The 26,224-nt window shown below is 58.3% G+C and carries 24 protein-coding genes; 18 read left to right on the top strand and 6 right to left on the bottom strand.

Going from position 1 to position 26,224, the window contains the following annotated elements; translation table 11 throughout:
• Window positions 1-641: ATP-binding protein (locus CAP13_RS00235; RefSeq protein WP_143764866.1), on the bottom strand; the 641-nt coding region annotated here is incomplete at its 3' end.
• A 336-nt stretch (window positions 642-977) separates the two neighbouring features.
• Between CAP13_RS00235 and rpmH the strand changes: the two genes are divergently transcribed.
• The 9 genes from rpmH to CAP13_RS00190 all read left to right on the top strand — a co-directional run bounded on the left by rpmH (window position 978) and on the right by CAP13_RS00190 (window position 6,005).
• Window positions 978-1,121, top strand: coding sequence for a 50S ribosomal protein L34 (rpmH, locus tag CAP13_RS00230; protein WP_085829682.1), 144 nt, complete (start codon window positions 978-980; stop codon window positions 1,119-1,121).
• Window positions 1,122-1,136: 15 nt separating this feature from the next.
• A complete protein-coding gene (rnpA, locus tag CAP13_RS00225) occupies window positions 1,137-1,466 on the top strand; it encodes a ribonuclease P protein component (protein WP_085829681.1) in 330 nt (109 codons plus the stop codon).
• The gene (gene yidD / locus CAP13_RS00220) at window positions 1,459-1,692 is read left to right on the top strand and encodes a membrane protein insertion efficiency factor YidD (RefSeq protein ID WP_085829680.1); all 234 of its coding nucleotides are present in this window, start codon (window positions 1,459-1,461) and stop codon (window positions 1,690-1,692) included. The genes rnpA and yidD overlap by 8 nt, the downstream gene beginning before the upstream one ends.
• Window positions 1,693-1,721: 29 nt before the next feature.
• Window positions 1,722-2,501, top strand: coding sequence for a YidC/Oxa1 family membrane protein insertase (locus CAP13_RS00215; RefSeq protein ID WP_085829679.1), 780 nt, complete (start codon window positions 1,722-1,724; stop codon window positions 2,499-2,501).
• Between the two features lie 43 nt (window positions 2,502-2,544).
• Complete coding sequence (locus CAP13_RS00210; RefSeq protein ID WP_085829678.1) at window positions 2,545-3,108, top strand: Jag family protein; 564 nt, start codon at window positions 2,545-2,547, stop codon at window positions 3,106-3,108.
• 104 nt (window positions 3,109-3,212) lie between these two features.
• Window positions 3,213-3,977, top strand: coding sequence for a 16S rRNA (guanine(527)-N(7))-methyltransferase RsmG (gene rsmG, locus CAP13_RS00205; RefSeq protein ID WP_085829677.1), 765 nt, complete (start codon window positions 3,213-3,215; stop codon window positions 3,975-3,977).
• A gap of 99 nt (window positions 3,978-4,076) precedes the next feature.
• Complete coding sequence (locus CAP13_RS00200) at window positions 4,077-4,877, top strand: ParA family protein (RefSeq protein WP_085829676.1); 801 nt, start codon at window positions 4,077-4,079, stop codon at window positions 4,875-4,877.
• Window positions 4,878-4,920: 43 nt separating this feature from the next.
• Window positions 4,921-5,736 (top strand): ParB/RepB/Spo0J family partition protein, encoded by an 816-nt coding sequence (locus CAP13_RS00195; RefSeq protein ID WP_085829675.1) that lies wholly within the window; start codon window positions 4,921-4,923, stop codon window positions 5,734-5,736.
• A gap of 17 nt (window positions 5,737-5,753) precedes the next feature.
• The gene (locus CAP13_RS00190; RefSeq protein WP_085829674.1) at window positions 5,754-6,005 is read left to right on the top strand and encodes a hypothetical protein; all 252 of its coding nucleotides are present in this window, start codon (window positions 5,754-5,756) and stop codon (window positions 6,003-6,005) included.
• A gap of 92 nt (window positions 6,006-6,097) precedes the next feature.
• Here the strand turns inward: CAP13_RS00190 and rlmN are convergent, their stop codons facing one another.
• Window positions 6,098-7,159 (bottom strand): dual-specificity RNA methyltransferase RlmN, encoded by a 1,062-nt coding sequence (gene rlmN / locus CAP13_RS00185; RefSeq protein ID WP_085829673.1) that lies wholly within the window; start codon window positions 7,157-7,159, stop codon window positions 6,098-6,100.
• Between the two features lie 150 nt (window positions 7,160-7,309).
• Between rlmN and CAP13_RS00180 the strand changes: the two genes are divergently transcribed.
• Together CAP13_RS00180 and CAP13_RS00175 are read left to right on the top strand one after the other, a co-directional pair.
• Window positions 7,310-8,272: a D-alanine--D-alanine ligase family protein gene (locus CAP13_RS00180; protein WP_085829672.1), complete on the top strand. Its 963-nt coding sequence runs from the start codon at window positions 7,310-7,312 to the stop codon at window positions 8,270-8,272.
• An 8-nt stretch (window positions 8,273-8,280) separates the two neighbouring features.
• On the top strand, window positions 8,281-11,178 hold the full coding sequence (locus tag CAP13_RS00175) for a helicase C-terminal domain-containing protein (protein WP_085829671.1): 2,898 nt from the start codon (window positions 8,281-8,283) through the stop codon (window positions 11,176-11,178).
• A 213-nt stretch (window positions 11,179-11,391) separates the two neighbouring features.
• Here CAP13_RS00175 and CAP13_RS00170 read toward each other — a convergent pair whose 3' ends face one another.
• Window positions 11,392-12,342, bottom strand: a complete 951-nt coding sequence (locus tag CAP13_RS00170) for a helix-turn-helix transcriptional regulator (RefSeq protein ID WP_085829670.1) — start codon at window positions 12,340-12,342, stop codon at window positions 11,392-11,394.
• Window positions 12,335-13,279 (bottom strand): helix-turn-helix transcriptional regulator, encoded by a 945-nt coding sequence (locus CAP13_RS00165; RefSeq protein ID WP_179184859.1) that lies wholly within the window; start codon window positions 13,277-13,279, stop codon window positions 12,335-12,337. Before CAP13_RS00165 ends, CAP13_RS00170 begins: the two co-directional genes overlap by 8 nt.
• 292 nt (window positions 13,280-13,571) lie before the next feature.
• On the opposite strand from CAP13_RS00165, the gene CAP13_RS00160 reads away from it, so the two are divergent.
• Both CAP13_RS00160 and CAP13_RS00155 read left to right on the top strand, forming a co-directional pair.
• Window positions 13,572-16,253 carry a M28 family peptidase gene (locus CAP13_RS00160; RefSeq protein WP_085829668.1) on the top strand — a complete coding sequence of 894 codons (2,682 nt, stop codon included), beginning with the start codon at window positions 13,572-13,574 and terminating at the stop codon, window positions 16,251-16,253.
• Window positions 16,254-16,397: 144 nt separating this feature from the next.
• Complete coding sequence (locus tag CAP13_RS00155; RefSeq protein ID WP_085829667.1) at window positions 16,398-16,598, top strand: hypothetical protein; 201 nt, start codon at window positions 16,398-16,400, stop codon at window positions 16,596-16,598.
• Between the two features lie 38 nt (window positions 16,599-16,636).
• Here the strand turns inward: CAP13_RS00155 and CAP13_RS00150 are convergent, their stop codons facing one another.
• Together CAP13_RS00150 and CAP13_RS00145 are read right to left on the bottom strand one after the other, a co-directional pair.
• A complete protein-coding gene (locus tag CAP13_RS00150; protein ID WP_085829666.1) occupies window positions 16,637-17,464 on the bottom strand; it encodes a class B sortase in 828 nt (275 codons plus the stop codon).
• A 77-nt stretch (window positions 17,465-17,541) separates the two neighbouring features.
• Window positions 17,542-21,705 (bottom strand): MSCRAMM family protein, encoded by a 4,164-nt coding sequence (locus tag CAP13_RS00145; RefSeq protein WP_179184858.1) that lies wholly within the window; start codon window positions 21,703-21,705, stop codon window positions 17,542-17,544.
• Window positions 21,706-22,343: 638 nt separating this feature from the next.
• Here CAP13_RS00145 and CAP13_RS00140 point away from each other — a divergent pair.
• Genes CAP13_RS00140 through CAP13_RS00120 form a run of 5 tightly spaced genes read left to right on the top strand, consistent with a single transcriptional unit; the run spans window position 22,344 to window position 26,218 of the window.
• Window positions 22,344-23,018 carry a class II aldolase/adducin family protein gene (locus CAP13_RS00140; protein ID WP_085829664.1) on the top strand — a complete coding sequence of 225 codons (675 nt, stop codon included), beginning with the start codon at window positions 22,344-22,346 and terminating at the stop codon, window positions 23,016-23,018.
• A 49-nt stretch (window positions 23,019-23,067) separates the two neighbouring features.
• Window positions 23,068-24,099, top strand: coding sequence for a zinc-binding dehydrogenase (locus tag CAP13_RS00135; protein ID WP_085829663.1), 1,032 nt, complete (start codon window positions 23,068-23,070; stop codon window positions 24,097-24,099).
• Between the two features lie 48 nt (window positions 24,100-24,147).
• Window positions 24,148-24,453: a PTS sugar transporter subunit IIB gene (locus tag CAP13_RS00130; protein ID WP_085829662.1), complete on the top strand. Its 306-nt coding sequence runs from the start codon at window positions 24,148-24,150 to the stop codon at window positions 24,451-24,453.
• Between the two features lie 26 nt (window positions 24,454-24,479).
• Window positions 24,480-25,739 carry a PTS transporter subunit IIC gene (locus CAP13_RS00125; protein WP_085829661.1) on the top strand — a complete coding sequence of 420 codons (1,260 nt, stop codon included), beginning with the start codon at window positions 24,480-24,482 and terminating at the stop codon, window positions 25,737-25,739.
• Between the two features lie 35 nt (window positions 25,740-25,774).
• The gene (locus CAP13_RS00120) at window positions 25,775-26,218 is read left to right on the top strand and encodes a PTS sugar transporter subunit IIA (RefSeq protein ID WP_218775279.1); all 444 of its coding nucleotides are present in this window, start codon (window positions 25,775-25,777) and stop codon (window positions 26,216-26,218) included.
• Window positions 26,219-26,224 lie beyond the last annotated feature (6 nt).

Genomic DNA, 26,224 nt, shown 5'->3' with positions numbered 1-26,224 from the left:
ACGGCAGCCCCGCGGCGTGCCGCGGCCTCGACCTCGGCAGCCCGTGCGGCGTCCACGGTCACGGTCACAACCGTACCCTGGCCGAGGTTGTCCTCGATCGAGATGGCACCGCCGGCGTTCTCGAGGTACTGCTGGACCATCGGGAACCCGGCTCCGGTGCCGCGGATATAGCGCTTCTGCTCGCGGTCGGCGGAGGTGACCCCGAACTCGAAGGCGCGTTCCTTGTTCTGGATGCCTGGTCCCTGGTCGGCGAAGCGCACCGTGTTCCCGTCATCGAGGATGGAGATGATGGGCTCCACGAAGTGCGCGTGGATGAAGTTCTCCACGATCTCGCGGATGACCATGAGTGAGAGGCGCCCCCCCTGCTCCCGCATGCACCTATATACCGTGTTCGTGATCTCCTCAAGGTAGGTGCGGACGTCGTGCGGGCTGATGATGAGGATGCGCGGCGTGGAGAGCAGGTCGTCGTAGACGGCGATGCGCGTCGCGTAGCGCACCGCTACCCCGCTGGCGTCGGGCAGCGTGGATGCAGGGCCCTCCTCCGGAGCGGGTGATACGCCTTCGCCATCTGCGGGACGTAGATGCGTGTTGTCAGGTGTCGGATCGCCGGAATCGACGAACGGGTAGAAATCATTTGCCATCGCGTTCTCATTCTGTGCGGGTTCCCGTCTAGGATAGCGCTCCCACTCCGGTTCGACAGGGTTTTCAACAACTTTTCCCTCCATGTTGAAAAGTGAAGAAAAGTCGTGAAAAGTTATCAACTATTTCCCGTTTACCTGTTGAAAACTTCGTGAAAGAACGTGAAATTAAATGTGTTTGAGCAATAACGTGCAGGATGTGCAGGTGTTTTTATGGCCAAATTCCGCGTGCAGATTGACACGCGCGCGGCCTTTTCCCTACAATCCATAAGCTCACGTGCCTAAAAGGCCCATCGGTTCGTCCGGTGGGCGGTCGTCATACAGCAGGAGGACTCACCCATGAAGCGTACGTACCAGCCGAACAAGCGTAAGCGTGCCAAGACCCACGGCTTCCGTGCCCGCATGGCCACCAAGGGTGGCCGCGCCGTGCTCGCGCGTCGCCGCGCCAAGGGTCGCAAGCGTCTCACGGTGAGCGACAACTAACATCGTGTCCTGCGCATGAGGACCCTCAAGTCTCGTCAGGATTTCGAGCGCGCGTTCACACAGGGAAAACGGTACAACCATCCGCTCATCAAAATGGTTGTATGCGACGCAGCAGACGAAGGCGACCCAGGTCGGGTCGCCTTCGTCGCTGCTAAGCGCCTGGGTTGCGCGGTGGTGAGAAATCGCTCGAAACGCGTGCTCCGCGAGGCGGCGCGCAGATCGTCGCTCCCCGCCCCGGGCCGCGATATCATCCTCTTCGCGACACCCAAGACGAGGAGCGCGTCGCCGGCTGATATGGACGACGCCCTCGTCAGCTTGGTGAGACGGGCGAACCTCCATGACTGAGCGCACCCCGAGCCCGTTCGCTCGCATCCTGCTCACCCTCATCAGGGGGTACCGGCGGGTCATATCACCCCTTTTGCCGGATGCATGTATATACATCCCCACCTGTTCACAGTATGCTATTGAGGCTATATCGCGATACGGCGCCCTCCGCGGCGGCTGGCTCGCCCTCCGTCGCATCCTTCGGTGCAACCCCTTGCACCCCGGTGGGTACGACCCCGTGCCCTAGCGGCACGATGACCGTTTGGAAGGACACACATGTGGGACTGGATCGTTGACATCCTCTTTCAGATCTTGAAGCTCATCCAGGGGTTCGCTGTTGACTGGGGCCTCTCGATCATCATCTTGGTGCTGATCATTCGCCTCCTCCTGACCCCGTTGCTTTTGCGCTCAACCCGATCCATGGCGCGTATGCAGGTGCTTCAGCCGAAGCTCCAGGAGATCCAGCAGAAGTACGCTGATGATCCCCAGAAGCAGCAGGAGATGATGCAGAAGTTCTATAGCGAGAACAAGTTCAACCCGCTGGGGGGCTGCCTGCCGCTTCTGATCCAGATGCCGATCCTCTTCGCGCTCTTCACGCTGTTGCGGAACCTCCCCTCCTACTTCCCGGGTGTTGAGACCTCGGCGTTCTCGTTCTACAACATCCTTCCCGATCTCACGATGGTCCCCTCGCAGGCGTTTGCGAACGATCCCGTCACCGCCATCCCGTATCTGGTCGCGCTGGTGCTCTTCTCGGTGCTGACCCTCATCCCCACGTTGCTGCAGTCCCGCAATCAGACGGGAAGCCAGGCCCAGAGCATGCGTGTGATGGCCGTCGTGATGACCGTCATGATGCTCTGGATGGGTTGGGGTCTGCCGGCCGGCGTCCTGCTTTACTACGATGTGTCCTCCCTCTGGCAGGTGATCCAGCAGCAGCTGGTGACCAGGAAGGTCACCGAGAAGGCGAAGGCCGAGGAGGAAGCCCGTATGGCCTCGGCGCCCATTGAGGTTGATGTGGTCCGCCGTGAGCGGCAGGCCCGCCCTCATAAGAAGAGTTAGTCTAGTTCGCTAATTATTTAGGTACCTTACTATGGAGGTAGCCATGGAAGAGGAAGTCATCGAGATCACCGAAGGGGCCCCGCAGACAATAGGAGCTTATTCAGAGATAGCAGCGAAGTACAAGGCTGGTGAACAGCTGAGCGATGAGGAGCTTGACACTATCGCTGATATCTCGCTCTCAATCCTTCGCTCTCTCCTCGGGTACTTTAACGTTGAGGACTCCCCCATCGAGGAGTTCGAGGGCGACGAGGGCGAGCTCATCCTCGATGTGACCAAGGGGAACCTTGCGGTGCTCATCGGACGACATGGACGCACCTTGGAATCCCTGCAGTCTCTGTTCTCTCTCCTGGTGAGCAGGAAGCTTGGGTTCAGGTATCCGGTTGTCGTTGATATCGAGGGATATAAGAATCGTCGCCGCGACAAGGTTGTCTCCATGGCTGAGAATGCAGCTGCTCGTGCTGTCCGTCAGAATCGATCCGTCTCCCTTCCACCTATGAGTGCCTATGAGCGTCGTCTTGTCCACATCGCCTTGCGCGATCAAGCTGATGTTGAGACTCATTCAGAGGGCTCGGATTTCGATCGCCATGTGGTGATTGAGGTTCTTTGATCGAAGCTCATATCTATATTGCAGAGGGGTGCTCCGGCACCCCTCTTTTTTTGTCTCAACTTCTTGTTACACTGACTTCAGTCAGCTGTGGCGAAGGGATATCAATGAGTGAACATAAGCGATCAATTCAACTGGCTACCCTTGAGGATGATGAGTTGATCGAGCAGGCTTTGAATCAACTGAGAACGTACTGCTCCAAGTTTAGGATCATCATTTCTGATGAAGCTCTTGAGCAATGTGTCAGACACCTTCTCTATGTGATACAGGTCAATGACTATATCAACCTGACGAGGATCACTGATATCAAAAGTGCTCTCGTGCTCCACATCCTCGATTCATTGACACTCTTACCCTATGTTCCAGCAGTAAGTGAAATATGCCTTGATATGGGTACGGGAGCCGGATTCCCCGGTATACCTCTTGCCTGTGCATCAAGTGCTTCATGGTGCCTGCTTGATTCAGTCAAGAAGAAGGTTGCTGTCGTGCAGGAGATTGCGGATGAACTGAACCTCAACAATATTGAGACAGTGCATGCTCGCGTTGAGGAGTTTGCCCGTGCAAAGAAATTCTCCTTTGATCTTGTAGTTGCACGTGCCGTAGCTCCTCTTGCCACTCTGCTTGAGTATAGCCGTCCTCTGCTTGTTAAAAACGGTTCCCTCCTTGTCTCCAAGGGGATTCCTTCTGTCGAGGAGTTTGAACAGGCCAGCCATGCAAGCCGCGTATTAGGCTATATCCTCGAGGAGCGTATTGAATTTGATCTTCCGGATGGATATGGACACAGAACCCTCTTCCGTTATCGGGTTTCACGTCCTTCGCAGGTCAAACTTCCGCGATCCGTCGGTCAGGCACGTAAGAAGCCGCTTGCATGAGTGTTTCACGTGAAACATAATAGTTTCGACGGTGAAAAGGTTTCACGTGAAACAATAGCAACGATGCAAACAGAAGATAATTACGAGTAAGGGGGCTTCGTGAGTTATAAAGAGGTTCAACGCTCAAAAAGCGAAAAAGGAACCCGTGTCATTGCGATAATTAATCAAAAGGGTGGAGTCGGAAAGTCAACAACTGCGGTAAATCTTGCTGCAGCACTCGGTGAGCTGAACAGGAAAACGCTCATAGTTGACTTTGATCCGCAGGGAAATACAACCAGCGGATTTGGCATCGATAAAGAAGAGCTCACTCAAGATGTGTATAACGCTCTTTTACATGATGTACCAGCAGAAGAGCTAATCGAGGACACAATATGCAAAAAAGTCTTCGTGATCCCTGCTACAATTCAGCTCGCAGGCGCAGAGATTGAACTCGTTTCTGCAATGGCACGCGAAACTCGCCTTAAAGATCTGCTAGAGCCGGTCATTGAGGACTTTGACTTCGTACTTATCGATTGTCCGCCTTCACTTGGTTTGTTGACGATCAATGCGCTTGCTGCTGCAGACAGCGTTCTCATTCCAATTCAGTGTGAGTATTACGCCCTAGAGGGCGTTACAAAGCTTCTTGAATCAATGCGCATGGTCAAAGGACGGATCAATAGAAATCTTGGAACGTTCGGTGTTTTGATGACGATGTTTGACAGCAGAACATCGCTTTCGCGACAGGTTGTTGATGAAGTACGGTCGTATTTTGGCAATATAGCCTTTAAAACGGTCATCCCACGCTCAGTGAAGGTATCCGAGGCACCTTCCTACGGCATGCCTGTTCTCAAATACTCGCCAAACAACAAAGGTTCAAGAGCGTATATGAACCTTGCAAGAGAGGTGATCAAACGTGCCTAGCCCGAAAAAGAAGTCTGCATTGGGACGTGGTTTGGGATCACTGATGGGTGAAGCTCAAACCGAGACAGGCTATTCAAACGAAGCAAACGGGACGATGATACCAATCGAAAAGGTTCATCCAAATCCGAATCAACCGCGTACGCACTTTGAGGAAGGTCCGCTCAAGGAGCTCACAGATTCGATCCGTGAGAACGGTGTCCTGCAACCGCTGTTGGTGCGCACTCAGGGTGACTCGTATGAGATCATCGCAGGTGAACGTCGGTATCAGGCTTCAAAACTTGCTGGGCTCGTAGAAGTACCCGTCATCATCAAGGATGTTGATGACAACAAAATGCTTGAGCTCGCTCTGATTGAGAATCTTCAACGTTCCGATCTCAATCCAATCGAAGAGGCCCGTGGTTATCGACAGCTGATCTCAAAAAGCGGCATGACGCAGGAGGCACTTTCAAAAGCGGTATCGAAGTCTCGTTCCTCGATCACAAATTCACTGCGTCTTCTCGACCTTCCAGAGCAGGTACAGGATCTCTTGTTTGATGGGAAGCTCACGGCGGGGCATGCCCGGGCAATCCTTGCTGTGCCATATGAGGATCAACGAATCAAGCTTGCTGAGAAAGTTGTTCAAGAAGGTCTCTCGGTCCGAGCGACTGAAAACCTTGCTCCGTTGTTTTCAGTCGGAGATGAACCCCGTGCTCCTCGTCCAGTGACACCACAGTCCTATAAGAAGGCCGCACGGGTACTGCGTCAGGTCTTCAACACCAATGTCAGGGTGAAGTCTCTGCGAGGAAAGAACAAGATCGAGATTGAATTCAAAGATGAGGATGAACTCAATGCAATCCTTGAGACCATCGTCAATATGTAAGAAAGGGAGGTATTGAAGTGAATAAGGCAATCAGGTTCGCAGTGGTAGCGGTGGCAGTTGCAGCTGGATCGTTTGCGGGATACAAGCTTGTAAGCAACCCTGAACTTCGCGAGAAGATACAGAGCAAGGTCTCGAACCTCTTCACAGCTTCAAAGGAGCAGCTCGAGGGGATGAGCGAAGACGTGGCCATGCGCCGCGCTCAGCTCACGAGGAACCCGCAGATCAACCGAGATTGGGTTGAGAATCAGTGGGAATCCCTCAATAAGTAAGGTGCCTAACTAAATACCTTGAGAAGAAACGGGAGGCTAGGACATAGCCTCCCGTTTCACATGAAACCGAGATATTGATATTGAATGAGGGCCTACGCGCCCGCACCGCCCTTTGGCACCGTGAACCGCTGTTTGAGCTGACCACATGCGGCGTCAATGTCTCCACCGCGCGAGTTGCGAATGGTGGCCTCGACACCGTGCATCGTGAGGCGGCGCTGCAGAGCCTCCACCTTCTCAAGTGGAGATGGCTTGAGTGGGCTGCCGGGGATATCGTTCAGTTGAATGAGGTTGACATGGCACAGCGTGCCCTGGCAGAAGTCAATGAGGGCCTGCATCTCCGGATTGGTGTCGTTCACCCCGTCGATCATCGCGTACTCGTAACTCGGACGACGTCCGGTCTTCTCGGTGTACGCCTGCAAGGCCTCATGGAGGCGGAGGAGCGTGAACTTCTTCACGCCAGGCATGAGCTGATTGCGCGTCGATTGAACGGCGGAGTGGAGCGAGACAGCGAGGGTGAACTGCTCATCGAGCTCTGCGAAGCGCTTGATGCCCGGGATGATGCCGCAGGTTGAGACCGTGAGATGGCGAGCGCCGATGTTGAGCCCGTCGGGCGCGTTCAGCATGCGCAGGGCAGCGAGGGTCTCATCGAAATTGGCGAGGGGCTCTCCCTGTCCCATGAACACGACGCTCGTGACGCGCTCGTTGAAGTCGGCGGCGACATGCAGGACCTGGTCAACCATCTCACGCGCGGTCAGCGATCTGATGAGACCGTTCATGCCGGTGGCGCAGAAGGCGCATCCCATGGCGCATCCCGCCTGCGTTGAGATGCAGACAGCCAGCTTGTTCCTGGTGGGCATGCCGACAGTCTCTACCGAGACGCCGTCTTTGAACTGCAGAAGATACTTGCGGGATCCATCACGGGAGACCTGCTTGGTGAGCTCCTCGGGAACCGCGAAGCCAAAGCGTTCCGCAAGCTGCTCGCGAAACGCCTTGGGGAGGTTGGTCATCTCGTCGAACGATGTGGCATTCTTGGCGTGGATCCATTCGTCGAGCTGCTTGGCACGGAACTTCGGCTGCCCGAGCTTGGCGGTCAGCTCGAGGAGATCATCAGCGGAAAGGGAGCGAATATCCCTCCGCGTGGTGCTAAGTTGCATGGGCTTCCTTTCGGGAAAAAACGGCGCATGTCCCTCTACAATAAGGTACTGCAGGTGGAGATCGCGTGTACGCACGGGATAGCCCGAAACAGCATAATCCATCAACAGCGGCCACGCACAACGCATGGGCGCCATCTGGGGAGGTTGGGCATGGCTCAGTCTGATCGTCAGGGTATGCGCATCGCCGTACTCGCTGGGGGGACGTCGAGCGAACGGGAGATATCTCTCTCATCTGGGGAGAACGCCGCAAAGGCGCTCCTCGATGCCGGGTTTGGAACCGTCGAGCTGCTGGACATCGCCGCTGGGGACTTCTATCGCCGTATCGTCGATGAGCCGTGGGACGTCGCGTTCCTCGCCCTCCACGGCGAGGGCGGCGAAGACGGGGTCATCCAGGGGTTTCTGAGCTTCCTCAACATCCCGTACACGGGATCCGGTGTAAGCGCGAGCGCCGTCGCATCCGATAAGGAGATCGCAAAGCTCATATATGCGCACGCGGGGATTCCCGTCCCACGCGGGCTCACGTTGCGTCGAGGCGATGAGGTCTCCCTTGAGGAGCTAGCGGCGAACGTAGGGCGTCAATTTTTTGTGAAACCGGCGGAGAATGGTTCGAGCTACGGTATCAGCTTGGTCAAAGACCCCGCTGATCTGCCCGAGGCGATCGAGCGGGCCTTCCAGTTTGGTGACAAGGTGCTGGTTGAGGAGCGGATCGTCGGCACGGAGGTGACCGTCGGCGTGTTCGGTGGCGACACCCTGCGGGCGCTCCCCGTGGTGGAAATCTGCTGTGAGAACGAGGGCGCTGAATTCTACAACCTCGACGTGAAGTACATCGATCCTGAGAAGATCCACCAGATTCCCGCCCGGTTGGACGAGGACATGTACGAACGCGTACAGGAGATGGCCTGCACAGCCCACAGGGCCCTCGGGTGCAGTGGCCTCTCGCGGAGCGATTTCATCGTGACCGCGGCGGGTCCGGTCATACTCGAGACCAACACCCTGCCGGGTATGACGAGCACCTCCCTGTTCCCCGATGAGATCGCCCACACCGATGACCTGGTGTTCTCCGAGGTCTGCGCGACCTTGGTGGATCTGGCCATCGCACGGACGCAGGAGTGAATGAACCTTTGAGCAATCTGAACACCACGTTTGAGGCTGCGGTTCTGCCGGGCACCCCCGTCGCTATCATCGAGTCCTATGCAACCTTGGCGGAACGGGCCCGCACCCGCACCTTCGGTCTGATCGAAGACGATGTGGTAATCCTCGACACCGAGACCACCGGCCTCTCGACCCGCGATAACGAGCTGATCGAGATCGCCGCCGCCCGTCTCTCGGGCCGCGAGGTCGTGGACCGCTTCAACACCTTCGTGCACCCCACCGGCCCCATACCGCCCGAGATCACCAAGCTCACCGGCATTACCAATGCAGATGTCATCGATGCCCCCTCGGCTCGTGATGCGGTGGCGGAGCTCGCGGCCTTCGTCGGCGGCAGCCCTGTCATCGCACATAACGCCGCCTTCGACCGCGGGTTCATCGAGCAGGTGCCGGGTGGCGCCGACGTGAGTGAGCTTTGGATCGACTCACTCGCCCTGTCTCGCATCGCCCTTCCCCGTCTGGCCTCGCACAAGCTCTCCACTATGGCCGAGCTCTTCGGCTGCGCTGCGGTCTCGCATCGGGCGGGGGACGACGTCGACGCCTTGGCGGGGGTCTGGCGCATCCTCCTCACCGCCCTCGCGGATCTCCCGGCAGGGCTGATGAGGCTTCTTGCGGACATGCACCCCGACGTGCCCTGGTCGTACCGGCCGATCTTCTCGTATCTGGCGGGGGAGAACCCCACGGCCACCTTCTCGCTCGCCGCCGCTCGCGCTGCCGTGCTCGATGCCGCGGGTGGGATGGACAAGAACGATGCAGACAACCTCGCCGGCATGGACATGCCCCGCGCTGACCAGGTGGAGGATGCGTTCGCCCCCGGTGGGCTGGTGAGCCGCATGTACCCGGGATTCGAACCGCGTTCCGAGCAGGTGGAGATGGCGGTGGCGGTGCGCGATGCCATCGCCAGCTCGACGCATCGCGTGATCGAGGCGGGGACGGGCGTCGGCAAGTCGATCGCCTACCTCGTGCCCCTGGCCGAGGCGGCGCGGCGCAACAAGGTGACGGTGGGTATCGCGACGAAGTCGAACAACCTCGCCGACCAGCTTATGTACCATGAGCTTCCCCGTCTGTCCCGCGAGCTCGACGGCGATTTCAGCTACTGTGCGCTCAAGGGCTACGATCACTACCCCTGCTTGCGGAAGCTCGAGCGGCTGGCCCGCGGGGGAGAGATTCACACCACACGGGACCCGGCGGACACCCTGACGGCCATGGCGGTCATCTACGCCTATGTCTGCCAGTCTCCCACCGGCGATCTCGACAGCCTCGGTATCCGCTGGCGCAGTGTGAACCGTCCCGACCTCACCAGCACCTCCCGTGAGTGCGCCCGCCGCCTCTGCCCGTTCTTCCCCGATAAATGCCTGGTGCATGGGGCTCGCCGCCGGGCCGCCCAGGCCGATGTGGTGGTCACGAACCACTCCTTGCTCTTCCGCAACGTGGCGGCTGAGGGGAAGATCCTCCCGCCGATCCGCCATTGGGTGCTGGACGAGGCACATTCCATTGAGGACGAGGCGCGGCGGCAGTGGGCCCGCACGGTGTCCGCCGATGAGTCGCGGGCCCTCTTCGAGCACCTGGGAGGCGAGAAGAGCGGCGCCATCGGCCACTTGATCAGCGACCTCACGGGCTCTGACGCCATGACGCTCTTCATGGGGATCACGGTGAAGGCGTCCACCGCGGTGCAGCGCGCCTCGTTGGCGATGGCCGAGCTCTTTGAGGCCGTGCGCGAGCTCTCCCGCACGCAGCGGTCGGGGGGATACGACAACGCGAGCGTGTGGATCGGAGCGGAGCTGCGCACCACGCCCTCATGGGAGGGGTTCGCTGCGGTGGCGCAGACAGCTCTCGATGCCCTTGAGCAGGCTGACCGAAACCTCGCGGACTCTGTGACGGCCATAGGGGAGGAGAAGCCGGAGTCGGTCGTTGAGCTCGCCGACGCTGAGCGCCGGCTGCGCGAGATGAAGGAGACCCTGGCGCTCCTGCTCGCAGGCACCGATGACCGATATGTCTACTCCCTGCAGGTGAATCGGCGGGTGAAAGCGGGCGGTGAGGTGCTCACCGCCGAGCAGATGGATATCGGCGCCGCCCTTGCGGAGGATTGGTATCCGGAGATGAAGAGCGTGATCTTCAGCTCGGCGACCATGACGGTGTCGGGGTCGTTCGACCATTTCAACCATTCGATCGGTTTGGATCGCCTGCCGTGCGGATCGGTTGAGACGCTGCACCTGGATTCAAGCTATGACTTCGAGCGCAACATGGCCGTGGTGGTTGCCGGTGACCTGCCCGACCCCAGGAACCGGGACGCCTACCTCGTGGGCCTTGAGCGCATGATCGTCGACGTGCACGTGGCCATGGGAGGGTCGGTGCTCACCCTGTTCACGAACCGCCGCGATATGGAGGACCTCTACGAGCGCGTGTGCCCTCAGCTCTCTCGTGCTGGACTGGTGCTCGAGTGCCAGCTCAAGGGCACAAGTGTAAAGCGCCTTAGGGACTCCTTCGTGTCGAACACGTCCTCCTCGCTCTTCGCCCTCAAGGCGTTTTGGGAGGGATTCGACGCCTCAGGGGAGACGCTTCGCTGCGTGGTCATCCCGAAGCTCCCCTTCGCGAGCCCGACGGACCCGTTGGCCTGCGAGCGCAGCGCCCGGGAGGATCGGGCGTGGATGCGCTACGCCCTGCCCGACGCGGTCCTAGAGGTCAAGCAGGCCGCTGGCCGCCTCATCCGGTCCTCGACGGACACCGGGGTCCTCATCCTCGCCGACTCCCGACTGGTGAGCAAAGGGTATGGAAAGAAGTTCCTCTCCTCCCTGCCTGTGGGGTTCCAGCGTATCGAGAGCGCGCAGGTGGGGCGCTATCTCAAGCTTTGGAGGAGCGCCCACGAGTGAGGGGCGGCATGCCAGCCAGGCAAGGTCGGGTCTCTTAGGGCCGAACTAGACCTAAGGGTATAGAACCGTGGGCGGGTTGAGATGGCGATGCTGTGCCCGCGTTTTGATGCGCGGCGGCACGGCGCCTCCATGTGGTGGCGCACCCCCGCCGCCTCGCGTGAGATGGGTCGTTGCGGATCCGATGGACGCCGACAACCGGTCCGTGGCTCCGGATCAGCCGATGATGAGCCGCTGTCCATAGGAGCGCAGCCTGTCGCGTAGACCTTCCGGCTCGATGATCTCGATATCTCCACCCGCTGCGAGGACCTGGTTGAGGAGCCAGGACTCCGAGGTGTAGGAGAGCGTGGCTCGCACTCGCGGCTCGTCGTGCGGGATCTCTTGGACATCGTGGAGGCCGGCCCAGCGGCGGCGTTCGGCATCGACGCGCGAGGGGAAGACGAGGACGGCCTCCTTACCGCTGACACGCAAGCTCGCGGCGGTCGACTCACCGGTCCAGGCATGATGTACCACGGAGTCATCGGTTTCGGTCACCTCGCCGATGCGGTCAAGGCGGTACCGGCGCTCGCCATCGGCCTCAACATCCCATGCGATGAGGTACGCCACCCCCTGTTCAGTCGTGATCTGGCCGGGATCGACGAGGCGCCAAGAGGGGGCGGCCTCGCCCGCCGATCGATACCGGATGCGGCAGCGGATGCCAACGCGTGCGGCCTCTGTGAGAAGTCCGTAGTACGGTCCGTAGCGAACTCCATCGCCGATACCCTGGTCTGTTTCTGGTGCTGTGGCAGCACCGGGGGGCAGCAGGGCGCGTTCAACGCGCTCGCGGGCGGCACGGTCGAAGCGCACCGAATCGAGGATATGGGTGAGGACGGCCGCTTCATCTAGGGAGAGGCGATAGGGGCCTAGCTTCCCCGCATCGCCGATGAGGGCGAGATCGTCCTCGGTGCGCATGATGGCAATGCGCGCCCCCGTCTCCTCGTCAGAGAGACCGTCAATGAGGTCGAGCACCTCCTCGAGGCCTGCGTCATCGACCTCGAGGGCCCGCTTGGCGTCCTCGATCGCGACGGCCGCTTTCCTGCTGGAGCTGAGCAGGGAGAGCAGGTCGATTGTGCGGGCGATGCGCAGATTCGCCCCGCTTGCCTTGCTGGATCGTCCACCGCTATTCATGTTTTGTCACCGCCTGGGAGATGAGCTCGTCCCATGCATCGATGAGCTCCCGCGGACCCTCTGGCACGATGCGGAGCGGGGTCTGGTGGGAGAGGGCCCATGCCGCCGCCGCAGTGAGACTTCTGGCCTGGACGCGCCAGCGGGTCTCCTCCCCACTCCTCTCCAGCGCTCCACGGCCTCGGGTGACCATTCGAATCTCCTCATCGGTGGCGAGACGGTCAAACCTGAAGGTGGCCACGACACCGTCCCCGGGTGCGAAATCGAATGGGAGGAACAGGTAGTCGCCCACATCGAAGTCAGGTGGTATGCGATAGGTCCCACGCGGCAACAAGGTCCGGGTGACCCGGTCGGCCCGAAACGTCTTGCATGAGCCTGTTCCGTCGTCACCCACGAAATAGCAGTTTCCCTCAAGGGTGAAGATCCCGAAGATGGATACGGTTCGCCTGCTCTCCCGTCCCTTGGCGTCACGGTAGACCAGGGGGAGCTTCTGCCGTAGGGAGAAAGCGGTCCAGATGACCTTGAGTGCAGGATTCGCGGCACCCTGACCTCCTCGATCCGACGGGATCTCCGCCGCGCGGGGTAGCACTCCGGCTCCCTGGGAGACCTTCCGACGGATCCGCTCGAGCGCGGCGCGGTAGGGGATATCCGATCGTTCCAAGTGCTCATCGATGGCGTCGATCAACGCCTCCGCATCCTCTTGCAGGATGAGGCCGAGGTCCGCCTGGGTCGCTTTCCGATCGATAGCCCACCGACTTGATTCGGTCTCGCGTGCGCCATCCTCGCGGATCTCACGGATCACGATGCCATGCTCGGCGAGCTTCTCCCGGTCACGCCTGAACTTCCTGAGACTCGAATCTCGGTTCGAGGAGGTGTAGCCCAGCTCGTCGGCATCGATGATCTGCTCGGTGGAGAGTGGTGTGCGGCTGATATTGAGCATGAATAGCAGGTTGAGAATCCGGTGGGCCGCGTTGTCGTCCCGATTGCGGGTTCGCGCGGGGGTGACGGGCTCGACAGGCATAGACCAGGGACCTTTCTGCAGGAAGCGTGCGGTGAATAAAGCTACGCGTATCCATTTTAGTCCATGAGGGCTCGCCGCTTGCCTCCCATGTTGTCGACAGCCTACGCAGATTGCTGCAGCTACCATGGACTAAGGGTATACTTTTGGCTATATATAGGCATGCTGCCCACGTGGTGTGCCCGTTGAACCTAAAATCTGATGTGGAGCCCGTATGGCCAGTACCCAGAAGTATCTCAACCACCTCCTGCAGCGTGTGGGTATCACGCCCGCCTGCAGCGAGGAAGAGCGCAGCGCCGCAGAGCTCATCGCCTCCATCTTCAAAAACCATGGCTTTGAGCCTCAGATGCAGGAGTTCGCCGCCCCCACCTCCTCCAAGCTCATACAGGCCGGATTGGGCATCGCGGTTTTCATAGGAGCCCTGCTCATGGGTTTCAGCGGTGCCGTTGCCATCGTCGGATTCCTGCTTGTGGTGGCCGCTGCGGTCATATTCGTGCTTGAGTATCTGGGTCGGCCCGTGCTCTCCCGTTTTAGTGGGAACGGCCTGTCGCAGAACGTGATCGCCTACCACAAGGCGGAGGGCCCTATGGCATCGCCCCGCAACCGACCGGTTGTGGTGGTCGCCCATTATGATTCGCCTCGCGCTGACCTCCTCGCGCAGCTGCCGTTTGCTCCGTACCGCCCCCTGCTGGTCAAAACCCTCCCGTATGCGACGGTCGCGCCGGCGGTCATCGCCGTGTTGAACCTGCTTCCCTTTCCCGGCGGTTTCAAGATCGTCCTGTGGTTGCTGGCACTCGTTTGCGCGTTGATCCCGCTGGCGCAGGCCGTGGCCATCATCGCCAACCGGTTCGTCCTCCCGTACACCACGGGGTCGGTGTGCAACAAGTCCTCTGTCGCCGCGCTGCTCGGCGTCATGGACACGGTGGCGCCGTTCCCGGGTGATGATGAGTTCCCGCAGGATATTCCATTCGACGCGTACATCGCCAACCAGCGTGAGCTCGCCGCCCGCCTGGTTCCCGTCGATCAGCCCGTCCCTGACGAGGCGGCCGATGATGAGGAGTTCGGCGAGGGGGACGCGCCTGAGTTTGAACATGAGGCCCCACAGGAAGGCTCCTCTGAGGAATATGCCGTCGCACCCGGTGAGACCCAGTCCATGGAGGTCAATGGGACTTCGGAGCTCGTTGACACACCGATGGATCTTCCCCCTGAATTTGAAGGCGATGAGTTCGTTGAGGACGACACGAATTCGACGCGATCCTTCGAGGCGCTCGACGAAGATGATCCTTCCGATGAGGAGGCCGGGGCTCTTGACGAGCAGCGGGAACCGGAGGAGCCCTCGGTTCCGGTAAACGCGGCCGGCAACATTCGCTACGGGGCCGACGTCATTCGGTCCCTCGGCATGATCCCGTCCTCCAGCAAGATCGAGTATGAGGAGGAGCCCGCAGACGATCTCTTCGCCGGCCCGCGTGCGTCCCGGGATGAAGAGTCGGACGTCACTCCCGCGGCGGGCGGGCAGGATGACGAGATCGTGTCCGACGACCTTTCCGTTCCCGCTTCCATTGCGGAGCTCGCCTCTGAGCCGGTTGATGACGGTATCGAGGATTCTCTCGTTGAAATCGAGGAAGCCGACGATGATGGATCGGATATCGCCGAGGCCGATGATGAGGAGATCGAGGATCAGGGTGATGCGGACGAGCTCGATGCCGCGCCCACCGATCCTACCCCCACGCCGAGCCCCCGCACTCCTGAGGTAGACGGGGCTCAGGATGTTCCGACCACCGATCGAAGCACGCAGGTCTTCACCATGCCCGATGCCACTGATAGTGGATCGACGCAGGTCTACCAGCCCGTGGAGACCGTTGACTCTCTGATGGCCCAGATCGACGCGCAGGTGCCGAGCCGTTCTGGCTCCAGCCGCGATGCCGCTCATCCCACGCCCCGACAGATTCCGCCGGTAGTTCCCGACGCCTCGGCGCTCCAGGGTCGCGCCGCTTACGGAAACCACTCCTCCCTGTTTGATGTGCCGGATCCGTCTTCCACCCCGGCGGATCCCTTTGCGGCTCCCACGGCCCCGCGCCCCTCTGAGACGGCTGCGCAGCGGGGCTTCACGGTCATCGGACCGAACGATCCCGTCCCCACCCATCCGGTGCCTTCCGCTGAGAACACCCCGACGGCAGCAGAGGAAGACCGCGTTGAGGAGCAGCCTTCCAAGTCTGCGAACCCGCTTCGCGGGATCGCGCGCTTCTTCAATAGAAGGAAGAAGAAGCAGCAAGACAGTATGAGCGACTGGCTGGGTGTCGATGACGACTTCGACGCCAAGAAGAACGGCGGCGAGATCGGAAGCTGGGACAAGTTCAACTTCGATGATGACAGCTGGAAGGGCGGGGCAACCGGCCCCGAGGGCGTCAGCGATGACGAACTTCGTGAGGCGATCACCTCCCTCGGTGACGATGAGCTGCTCGGACATGACATCTGGTTCGTTGCAACCGGTGCCTCCGAGTTGGACAACGCGGGTGTGAAGGCCTTCCTCGGAGCGCATCGCGATAAGCTCCGCGGCGTGTTCCTGATCAATCTCGAGTCGATCGGCGCGGGTTCCCTCTCGGTTGTGACCGATGAGGGTGAGAGGCGCGTTCTCAAGGGCGATAAACGCATCGCGAGCTTGGTAAACCGCGTCTCCCAGGATTTCCATCATGGATTCGCCAGCGCCCGCCTGCCGTTCATGAACACCGACGCCCATGCGGCGATGGAGTTGAGCCTGCGCTCCCTCACCATCGCCGGTATGGATGCCACACGTCTCGCGTGCTCGCACAGCGAGGACGATCAGCCGTACAACGTCGACAGCGACAACGTGCAGATCGTGTCCGATGTGGTGACGGAGGTCATCCGCCGCTCGTAGGAGGTTCCTACAGCTCGATCTGACCGCTACGAGGAGACCTCCCTCGCCATCTTCTGAGGTGTGTCGCATCACGTCGCTCCTCAAGGGGCGAGCACGCAGGGTTGTTGGAAGCATTTGGCCACTCGGAACGCAGACGGAGGGATTGTGAGGGACTTCATCAGGAGACATTGGCTCGCGTACCTCATCGGAGCGGTCGTCGCCATCGCAGTTGGTGGGCTTGCGGCCTATGTCGTCGGTATCAAGGCATCGACGCCGGAGTCGGTTCGCCAGCAGCGCATCGAGGCCGAGCAATCCCAGAGCGCTTTTGAGGACGGGGTCGACAGCGGATCCACCTCCGCAACCTGATAGGCATCCGTTGCATCTATCTTGAGGTGACGTTGCGCTCATAGCCCCGGGGAAGCGAAGATCACCACCGTCCGTTCCGGTCCTCCCGGCCTGTCGCCGGCACAGGTGCAAAGGGAGAGGATGCATCGGGCTTTTTCGATCATATGCGTCGCCTGCTCTGATCTTGTCTGCGCCTGCTGCAGGAGGTTGGTGAGCCATGTGCGCATCTCCTCATCGCTCGCAAACCGAAACCTCTGGATATCCCGCGACCTATGGTTTATACGCAGTGCGGCGATCGGATGAAACGCCCTGCTCGATCCGGCGGGCACACTCCAGGTGGCCGTGCCAATTGTTTTGAACACGCGCGGTGTATTGGCGCCATGGATCGGGCCAAATTGGGCTTTCGGGTCTTCGGCCACATGGTGGCCGAAGACCAGAGCGTGTGGAGCGCCGTCCGCGCTGCGCCTATCGATATACGGGGTTCCCAGCAGTGATGGCTTTCGGTGGAACGAATGGGTTAAATAGAAATCCCCACCGTCCTCCTCCGAAGGAAGTACCACGGGGGAGGAAATCCCGGTGTTCTCGACGGTGAGCCATGCGATGGTGTCGGGATTCTCCTTGAGCAGGGCCTGCCAATCGATGGGGTTCCTTCCGGTCTGTTGGTGTAGCTGAACGCGAGCGCCCCAGGCAGCACGATCTTGAGCGGTCACCATTGCCGAGAGCGCGGCCATGAACCCCCCTGCTGATACGGTTCCGACACTCAATCCGGTAAGGAAGTTGCGACGAGTGATCAGGTGACCTCCAACAAGATCGACCGGTCCATCTGATGGTTTGGTTTCGAGGGGGCAGATCTCATGGGCGTCGATGTGATAAGTCGCTTCGATCACATGGTCCTCCTAGAGCGGCGGTGACCTTTTGCATGGAGAGTTTGGTTCTGACCCGGGGTCCTAGTTCTCGGTGCCACTCATCGGCGACGCGTGTCGCCGCGCACCCCGTAGGTTCTCCAAGGTGGGACCGGTCGGCGTCTCGGTGCGCGGAGATGGCCGGTCCCCCGACGCTTCATGTGATTCCATAGCAGGTAGCCCGAGATGCACGAGGTCGTCGCAGCCGTGGCGATGAGTGCCGGAAGAGGAGACGTGATCCCTGTCTGGGGAAGTGGCCGCACAGTGCTCACAGGATGCTGGATAACCCGATCATCATCACGATCCTCAAGCCCGGGTCCGCCGCCGTTGCGCATGAGGTGGACCTCAGCTCTGTTCTCAAGCGGCGTTCCCTCGGTATAGGAGTCGGTTACGCGCATATGGATGATCGCCGGTGCGAAGGATGCGCCGTCAGCTTCCGCAGGCTGCTCCAAGCGGGTATGGGTGGGAAGCACATCGGGGACGTTATCGGCAGGGTTTTTAAGATTGTCTCGATCCCAGCCATCGGGTCTCGTGGTGAACCCTCGTTCGACGCGTCCGTACTCGAAGCGCACCGCCACGATCTCCTCGTCCTCTTGAAGTTTCAGGCCGTCGACGGTCAGGGTCGTGCTTCTCGTCGTATTGATGTTAGCGGCCCAGAGATGCCAGCCTCGGTAGTCGACCGACCGGGCATCGTCTCCGAGCGTACGGATGACCTCCTCGTGGTCAAGCCAGGGATTCACATGACCGTCCTCCCGTGTGGCATTTGCCTGCGACCCCTCATCTGCCGTTCCGTTATCACGGATTGTCCGATACCAGATGTTCATGAGCCCATCGAAATCCTTCGCTCCCTGTGGGGTTGTGACAGCGCGAAGCCGCGCCAGGCCATCACCAACTGCGACAAGCTCGTCATCTACCGTGAACTCATCTGTCCAGGTGCTGCTTGTGTTCCTGAAATCAATTGAATAGTCGAAATATCCCTGATCGGACACGCTGACCCCTATTCCACGCTCATCAGGTGACATCGCCTCAGTGTCGGGATTGACGGGATCGGCGATCTCCTGACGTTTGTCGATCTCCCCTTGGATCTCGATCGGTTCGTCATACATCGCTACCCGTTGCACATCACCCGACTCGAGGACGGTGAACCGCACCGAGGTGGCGAGATCATGACTGCGCGGCGTGAGCTGCTCGGTCAGGGTATAGTCACCAGGCGGTAGGGCCTCGATGCGGTGGGGAGTGCGGCCGCTGACCCAAGACGCGACGACCCCGCCCGCGGCATCCTCTACGGTGAGCTCCGCTCCTTCGATCTCCTCTTCCGTGGTGATATCCCGTTTTGAGATTTCGATCTTGGTGAAGTCGTCTTCGACCTGTATCAGGTGCTCTGCCGACCCATCCACGTTCCCGTCCTCATCAACGTTGATCTCATGCACCAGGCCTTCCGTAAGATATCCTGCTGGCGCCGTTATCTCGGCGAGGCGGTGCCGTCCGCGGTCGACGTGATCAAAGATGATCCGGCCGTTCTCATCGCTCGTCCCCACCGTCTCGCCGACACCCGGTTTGAGCAGTATAGGGACGGAGGCCACATCCTCCTCCTCGACCCATGCGAAGGAGGTCGAGCCAGTGCTCACATGGATCTCGCCGCGTCGGTTCCCGTCGACAACCACGCTGTATCCGCCGGCGGGAAGCTGTGTGGAGGTGAAAGCAGACCGCTTTTCATCCCATGTGAGCTCAAAGGAGTCAGCGCTCCCGTCCCCGGTCTCTATGCCGACCTGTTCTCCGAAGATGCCCGGGGAGATGGAGAGTCGATAAGCCTCACCAGCGGCTAAGGGCACGTCCGTGAGTGAGGGCGGCTCCTCAACGTCGGCGCCGCGCAGGATCTGGAACGTGTACGTTCCCGGTTCAAGCGACGTCTCAGGGGTAAGTGGGATGGATGCGCCATCGGCTCCCTTGGCGGTTACCTGTAGGTCTTCGGCGGTCTCGAGTATCACCGTGGCGTTGTCGAGAAGCGGTTCCAGGTGGATCGGCACGTTGTTATCGGCGGCGGTTCGCATGCGCAAAGCCACGGCACCGAAGCCGCGTTCCGGCTCAAGGGCAACCTCATCGTTCTGGTTCCAAAGCAGGAACGAGGCGCCGGAAAGGGGTTTGTCCGTTCCCATGACGCGTTTTCCAACCTCTATTCGCGTCGGTACGTCAGAGGTTTCCACGCGAGCGTGCACCGTGGGCGTGCGATCATCCTGATACGTGAGGGTGAACGGCAGGGGGTCCACGTTACGGGCATGGCCAGATGGGGGCTTTGTCTCAACAAACGCGTAGGTAGCCGTTCCCGTGCCAAGGGGGAGGTCGCTGACGCGGGCCACTCCGTCATGGTCGGTCTCTACATGTGCCACCGCCTGACCTGCTGATGCGATGAGGGCGCCATCAGGGGCGCTGATATCACTCTGAGCGATCACATCGTACTCGGCGCCGGAGAGCGGCTTTCCATCCTCCGAGCAGGTCTTTACCAGCTCGGCTGAACCCTTCGCCGGTGCGTCTCCGACGCGGACCACCGCGATCGCACCTGAGCCTCCTTCAGTTATCTCGAAGCGCGTCTCTTGGTCATTGATGAGATATGGTGCTGCAGCGTGTATCTCGCTGATGTAGTACGTTCCCGCTTTGAGTCGCTCGGGCAGGGCAACCGTACCCGTCTCATCGGTGGTGAAGGTGTCGAGTGCGATGTGCCTCGGATACCAGCTCTCCTGCGTGATAGGTCGTTTGTCCTCATCGAGCAGTTGAAAACTGAATCCGGCGAGCGGGATCGTGCGTTCGGTTTCGATGTCGGTTTTGATGATCTGAAGGCGGCTCGTGATGACCGTGTTGTTCACGATGTAGCGAAGTGTGGCCCCATCCACCATCTGATCGGGGGTCACCTCCCACTCGTCACTCACCGTGAATCCAGGGGGCACCGTTTCAGGAACTTCTTTGACAAGGTATCCCTTCTCATCGAACGGCAAGGCTCCGGAGATTCCGGGCACCCGCTCGCCCTCTCCAAACCACAGGCCAGCCGTGCTCGCGCATCCGTCCTCACCGGTGACGATCCTGCCCACAGGCTTGTTGGTGCTCTTGGAGACGATGTCGAAGGAGATTCCCGATCCGGCAGGCTCGAGTCCGGATTCGCTTTCACCGGTCTTGTTCAGGAACTTTGCGACCTCAAGATCGAAGGCGATCGGGAACTCGAGATAGTCTTCTTCGGGCACCAGCTCGACCGTTCCGGTTTCCGTGAGTTCATCAGGGCCCACCGTGTAGGTGTGCACGGCTGGGTCTATGCGGTATCCAGTGGGCGCCTTGGTCTCGACGACCTGGAAAGAACCGAGGGGGACGCCCGGGATTGTCAGAGCGCCGTGAGCATCGGTGGATCCTGTTGCCTCCCAATCGGCGGTGGAGAGGGAGGTGATGCGAAACTCCGCCCCTCCGAGCGTGGCTCCACGCTGCGCCCCGCCCTTCGTCGCCGCATCGCGTTTTCCTATTTGCAGCGTTACCGTGCCTGGTGTATCGGCAAGCTTGACGGTGGAGGGGGTGGGTCCGGTCTCAAACGCGATGCGCTGGGGATCGCGCTGGAAACCCGTCGGCGCGTCCGTTTCGACGACATAATATGCCGTGCCCGGGGCGAGCTCGACAGCCGCCGATCCATCGTCATCTGTTGCGAAGGATCCGATCTTCTGACCGTCAGACCTTTTGAAGATGTCATAGTGCGCCCCGCTCAGCGGGTAGTTGGGATTGCCTGCGGTGCGTGCGGGCTCGTCGCTCGATTTCTCGAACGTGACCTTCACCCGTTTGGACACCGTCACCAAGGCCTGAAAGTCAGCCGACCCACCAGATCCCCTTCGCGCCCCGTTGAGCCATAGGGTGGCGCAGCCGGCTTCGACGCCGCCACCGCCCGCATCGCGGTAGGCGAGGCCCTCTTGGTAGAGCGACCAAGCGGCCTGCTTGACCTGCTGGTCAGATTGCGACTCCCACCGCTCCCGGAACAGCTTGTTGCCGTGGTAGGACTCATGGTTCCCCTGGAAGGTCAACAGGTCGGCGCGTTGCTCTGCGATTGCGAGCCAGACGGCGACCGCCGTTGCAAGTTCTGATTTCTCTGCTGTGAGCCCTGCGAGGGAGGTGACGACTTCACCGTCGTAGCCATGGTAGAGCACGTAATCAAGCTCCGGAATGGAGAGGCCACCGTATCTGGTAAGCTTCTGCCCCACCTGTGGGGTGACCAGATATCCCTGTGCGCAGAAAGCGATGTTGCCAGTCGTCCCTGCATTCATCCGAAACGAGTTGGCGTGGCCATCGCCCTGGTCCTCAAATCGGCGAGCTGAGGTGACCGCCGCCTCCTGTACGTCCCCACCGCGCGCCCTCGCAGGCCCCAGCAACCCGATAGCGCCTATGAGGATGACAAGGGCCAGGCAGGTGGCGAATGTTGTGCGTTTCCAGACCATGAGTCTCCCTCCGTCGGCGATTGCGGGAGACGAGCATATGACGGCGTATCTCACACCAGGGATGTGGAGGCTGCCGCCCTACCGGCGTTCATGTTGCCCTGAATCTATCGGCACATCAGGCCTGCAGATCAGACGGGTTGATGTTGCCCTTATTCAAAAACGGCATCACAGGTTCCTGGCAACATGCCGATGAAAACAGCACAGATCAAAAGAGCGAAAAGAATGGGTGAATCTAAATACCAATGAGACTGAACTGTGTGATACGGGTTCCTCATACGGTTTCTTTCCATGCACTGGAATGAGATTTGGATTGAGAGAAACAAACTTGAATCACAGAATCAGATCAACGAGTACCTCACATTCAAGCTTGTGAGGAGAATTTTTGACTGAGGGGGATGAGTTGTATGGAACCGCAATCTCATGCATTAAAGAAAGAGGTCGTGACGTATTCGAAAATAATGGATAGGAAAGGTCTCGTAAATACTCTCGAAGGAAACTTATCAGTATTGGATAGAGATACCGGATATTTGTATATTACACCTTCAGGTATTCGAAAAAGCATGCTCGATGAGGATATGATTGCTGTCATGGAAGGCGGGAAACAGATTGCTGGGGAGTATAAACGATCCAGCGAGTATCTTCTGCATGAGGCCGCTCTCGCAGCTCGTCCTGATTGTGCGGCGGTTGCACATATCCACGCACCGTATCTAAGTGCTTATGCATATTGCAATAAACCGATTGAGATTAAATGCTCAACGACGTTTTCGCTTGTATTCGAATCGATTCCCTGCTTGCCCTACGGCGAGCCCGGAACGATACATATCGCAGATGGAATTGAAGAGGCTATGCAGGACCATGACCTCGTGCTTCTTGGAAATCATGGCTGTATTGCCATTGGGCAAAGCCTTGAGGACGCGTGCAAAATCGTCGAAGCGGCGGAGGAAGTCCTCAAGATCTACCACATCGCCAAAGAAATCGGACCGGTACATGACATCACAAGCGAGAAGCTCGAATCGCTCTATGAGAATCATCCGGGTAGCCGGCGAAACAGGGCCCGTGCGCGGAATCAGAACCACTAATTTGTGCTGATTGGCGCGTTGTTATCAAAATCAGGCAGGAGGAAGAAAAATGAAGGCAGCAGTGATGTACGGCCCATCTGATATTCGCTTCGAAGAAGTTGAAAGGCCCGCGGTGCCCGATGGAGGATTTATCCTCAAGGTCGTTGCAATTGGTCTGTGTGGGTCAGATATTAGAAACCTGACAACAGATTCGCGAAAAGGCGACTACCCCCATATCTACGGGCATGAGATTACAGGTGTTGTGGATGAGGTAGCTCCTAATTGCACTGAATATCAGCTTGGCGATCGCCTTTACATCTATCCTGTTGATCATTGCCTGAAATGCGAGCCATGTCGCTCAGGGCACAGCGAGAACTGTGAAAATGGAGGAGACTATACCGGCCGACAGGGCGGCTTTGCAGAGTTCGTGCCAGTTACGCGGGAACAGGTCGAACGCGATTCGATCTTCCGAATTCCAGACGGGGTCAGTTTTGATCGGGCGTCGCTCGGAGAGCCCCTTTCATCAGTGTTTGCTTGCCAGGAGAACATAGACGTTACCCTAGGGGATACCGTTGTTATCATCGGTGCGGGTCCCATCGGGTGCTTTCATGCAAAACTTGCAAAGCTGCGTGGTGCAAAACGCGTGATCATGGTCGAGATCAATGATGACCGTCTTGCAATGGCAAAGCGTTTCGGGGTTGATGAGTCCATCAACAGCCTGAAAACCGATCCAATTGAGGAGATCAAGCGTCTCACAGATGGACAGGGAGCCGATAAAGTCATCTCTGCTAACCCGTCAACGAAAGCACAGGCTCAATCTATCTTTATGGCGAAAAAGGGCGGCATTGTTGTGTTTTTCGGTGGAGTGCCCAAGGGATCTCTGACAGAGATTGATACCAACCATATTCACTATTGGAACTTGTGGATCTATGGTCATTATGGTGCGAGTAGTTGTCAGGTCCAGCGTGCGTTTGAACTTGCCATCTCTGACAGTTTTAATGCAGAAGATTTCATCACCCACACCCTCCCTCTGTCTGAGGTAAATCAAGGGATTGAGCTGACTCGCAGCGGGAAGGCCATCAAAGTCGTTCTACATCCCTAGTCACCGCACCCTCTTAGTTCCAATTGATTTTTAGGATTGGGGATTACTATGCCAAAAAGTGAGCTTAAGGTGCTGGTTGCCTGTGGCAGCGGCGTCGCAACATCAACGGTTGCTCAGGAAGCTGTGAAGCGAATCTGCAAACAAGCTGGAATACCGATCAGCATTACCAAATCGACGATGAACGAGATCCAGAGCATGCAGGATATTGTCGATGTGATTATGGTCACAACGAATTACCGCAAACCGGTGACGAAGCCCCTGATAAAGGTGTTCGGCCTCATCTCTGGGATTAACCAAGAGTCGGTCGAAAAAGAGATCGTCGACACCTGCACGCGTCTTCTGAATGAAAGCTGATTTTCAAACAAAAAAAGGAGATAATAATGGACACTTTGCTAGAGGTAACGCAATCCATTATTAACATGGGGGCAGTAGTTCTACTTCCGATCTTCATTCTTATCCTGGGCCTAGTTTTTGGCATGAAGTTTGGTCAAGCTTTAAAGGCGGGCTTGATGGTCGGCATCGGCTTTAATGGACTGAATCTCGTGGTTGGTTTGCTTACCACAACGATCAAACCTGTTTCCGATTACTATGCAGCCATGGGTTCAGGATTCACAACGTTAGATCTTGGATTTGCGGTAACAGGTGCCGCCTCTTGGACAACCCCGTTTGCGCCGCTATGCGTACCGTTGTTTGTTCTTGCGAATTTCATACTGATATTTGTATTTAAGCGCAAAGTATTCAATGTTGACATGTGGAACTTCATTCACTTCCTCATCCCAGCTGGCCTTGCATACGCGCTGTGGGGAAACGTTGTGATCGGGCTGCTTGTCGCAGTCTCCCTTTATGTTATTGATCTTCTGGTTGCAGAGATGATTGCCCCAAAGTGGCAGGAGTACTTCGGGCTTGAGGGAACCACATGCTCGACATTCTCGTTCATAACGTTCATGTACCCTCTCTCGTGGCTCCTCAATAGGGTGTTTGATCGCATCCCAGGCTTTAAAGACCTCGATATCAATATGGATCAACTCGAGAACAAGCTTGGTCCATTTGGTGAGTCAGCATTTATCGGGCTGTTCGTCGGCATCATCTTGGGTGTTCTCACGCAGCAGACCGTCTCCACGACCCTATCTATTGGTATGGGGATCGCAAGCGTGCTCATCCTGGTCCCTCGCATGGTCACCGTAATGATGGAGGGCATGACGCCTATCGGGAACGCCGCCAGTTCCTTCATGAAAAAGCACGTGGGTGAGGATGCAGAGCTGTGGATCGGAATGGATGTCGCCCTCGGCCTTGGTGATCCGGCATGCGTAACTTGCACGGCGATTTGCTTGCCGATCACAATCCTGTTCGCCTTTATTATTCCGGGAATGACCTATTTTCCGATTGGCTTGTTGACAATCGTGTGCTACACCACGGTATTCTGCGTTATGGCGAGCAATGGAAACTTAGTCCGAAGCCTCATCTGCTCGATTGTTAGCATGTTTCTTATTGCATTTTTTGCCAATCTGTTCGTTCCTGAGGCGACCGCATTTCTTTCGGTGACAGGGGTCGATCTCGGTGGCAGCGCCGCTACTGATGGATTCTTCGGGTTTAACCTGGCAGACATCCTGCTTTCTCTGGTCCACAGGCTTATTGGATAGCATGAGGTAGAGATATGTCAATGAAAACGGAGTGCTTGGCTACTGAAGGAGCTGCTGAAGACTGGGAGGAGGCAATTCGAATGTGCGGCAGTCGCATCGTGGAGGCTGGCTATGCAGAGCCTGGATTTATCGACGAATGCATTAAGCGGGAAATCGAATATCCAACCGGTCTTCCCAGCGAGGTTCCTGTTGCAATGCCCCACTGCATGAGTCGACATATCAAAGAGAATTGCATCTGCTTCCTCAAGCTTAAACAGCCCGTGTCCTTCAGGCGTATGGATGACGATGAGCAGGTGGTCAATACACGCTACGTGTTCAATCTTGCACTTAAGGCTGATGACCACCTGCAATTTCTTCAGCGCCTCATGACCATGCTTATGGATCGCTCGGCACTCGAGCGCTTCTGTGAAGCTCCGATCGATAAAATACCAGCACTGCTTTCACGGGAGCTTAATGTGGGAATGAGTTGCGCGGATTAAAGGACA

This window comes from Collinsella vaginalis (assembly GCF_900176655.1).
In the GTDB taxonomy this organism is placed as follows: domain Bacteria; phylum Actinomycetota; class Coriobacteriia; order Coriobacteriales; family Coriobacteriaceae; genus Collinsella; species Collinsella vaginalis.
The sequence above is the reverse complement of the archived record's forward strand: the minus strand, read 5'-3'. Positions and strand labels throughout refer to the sequence as shown.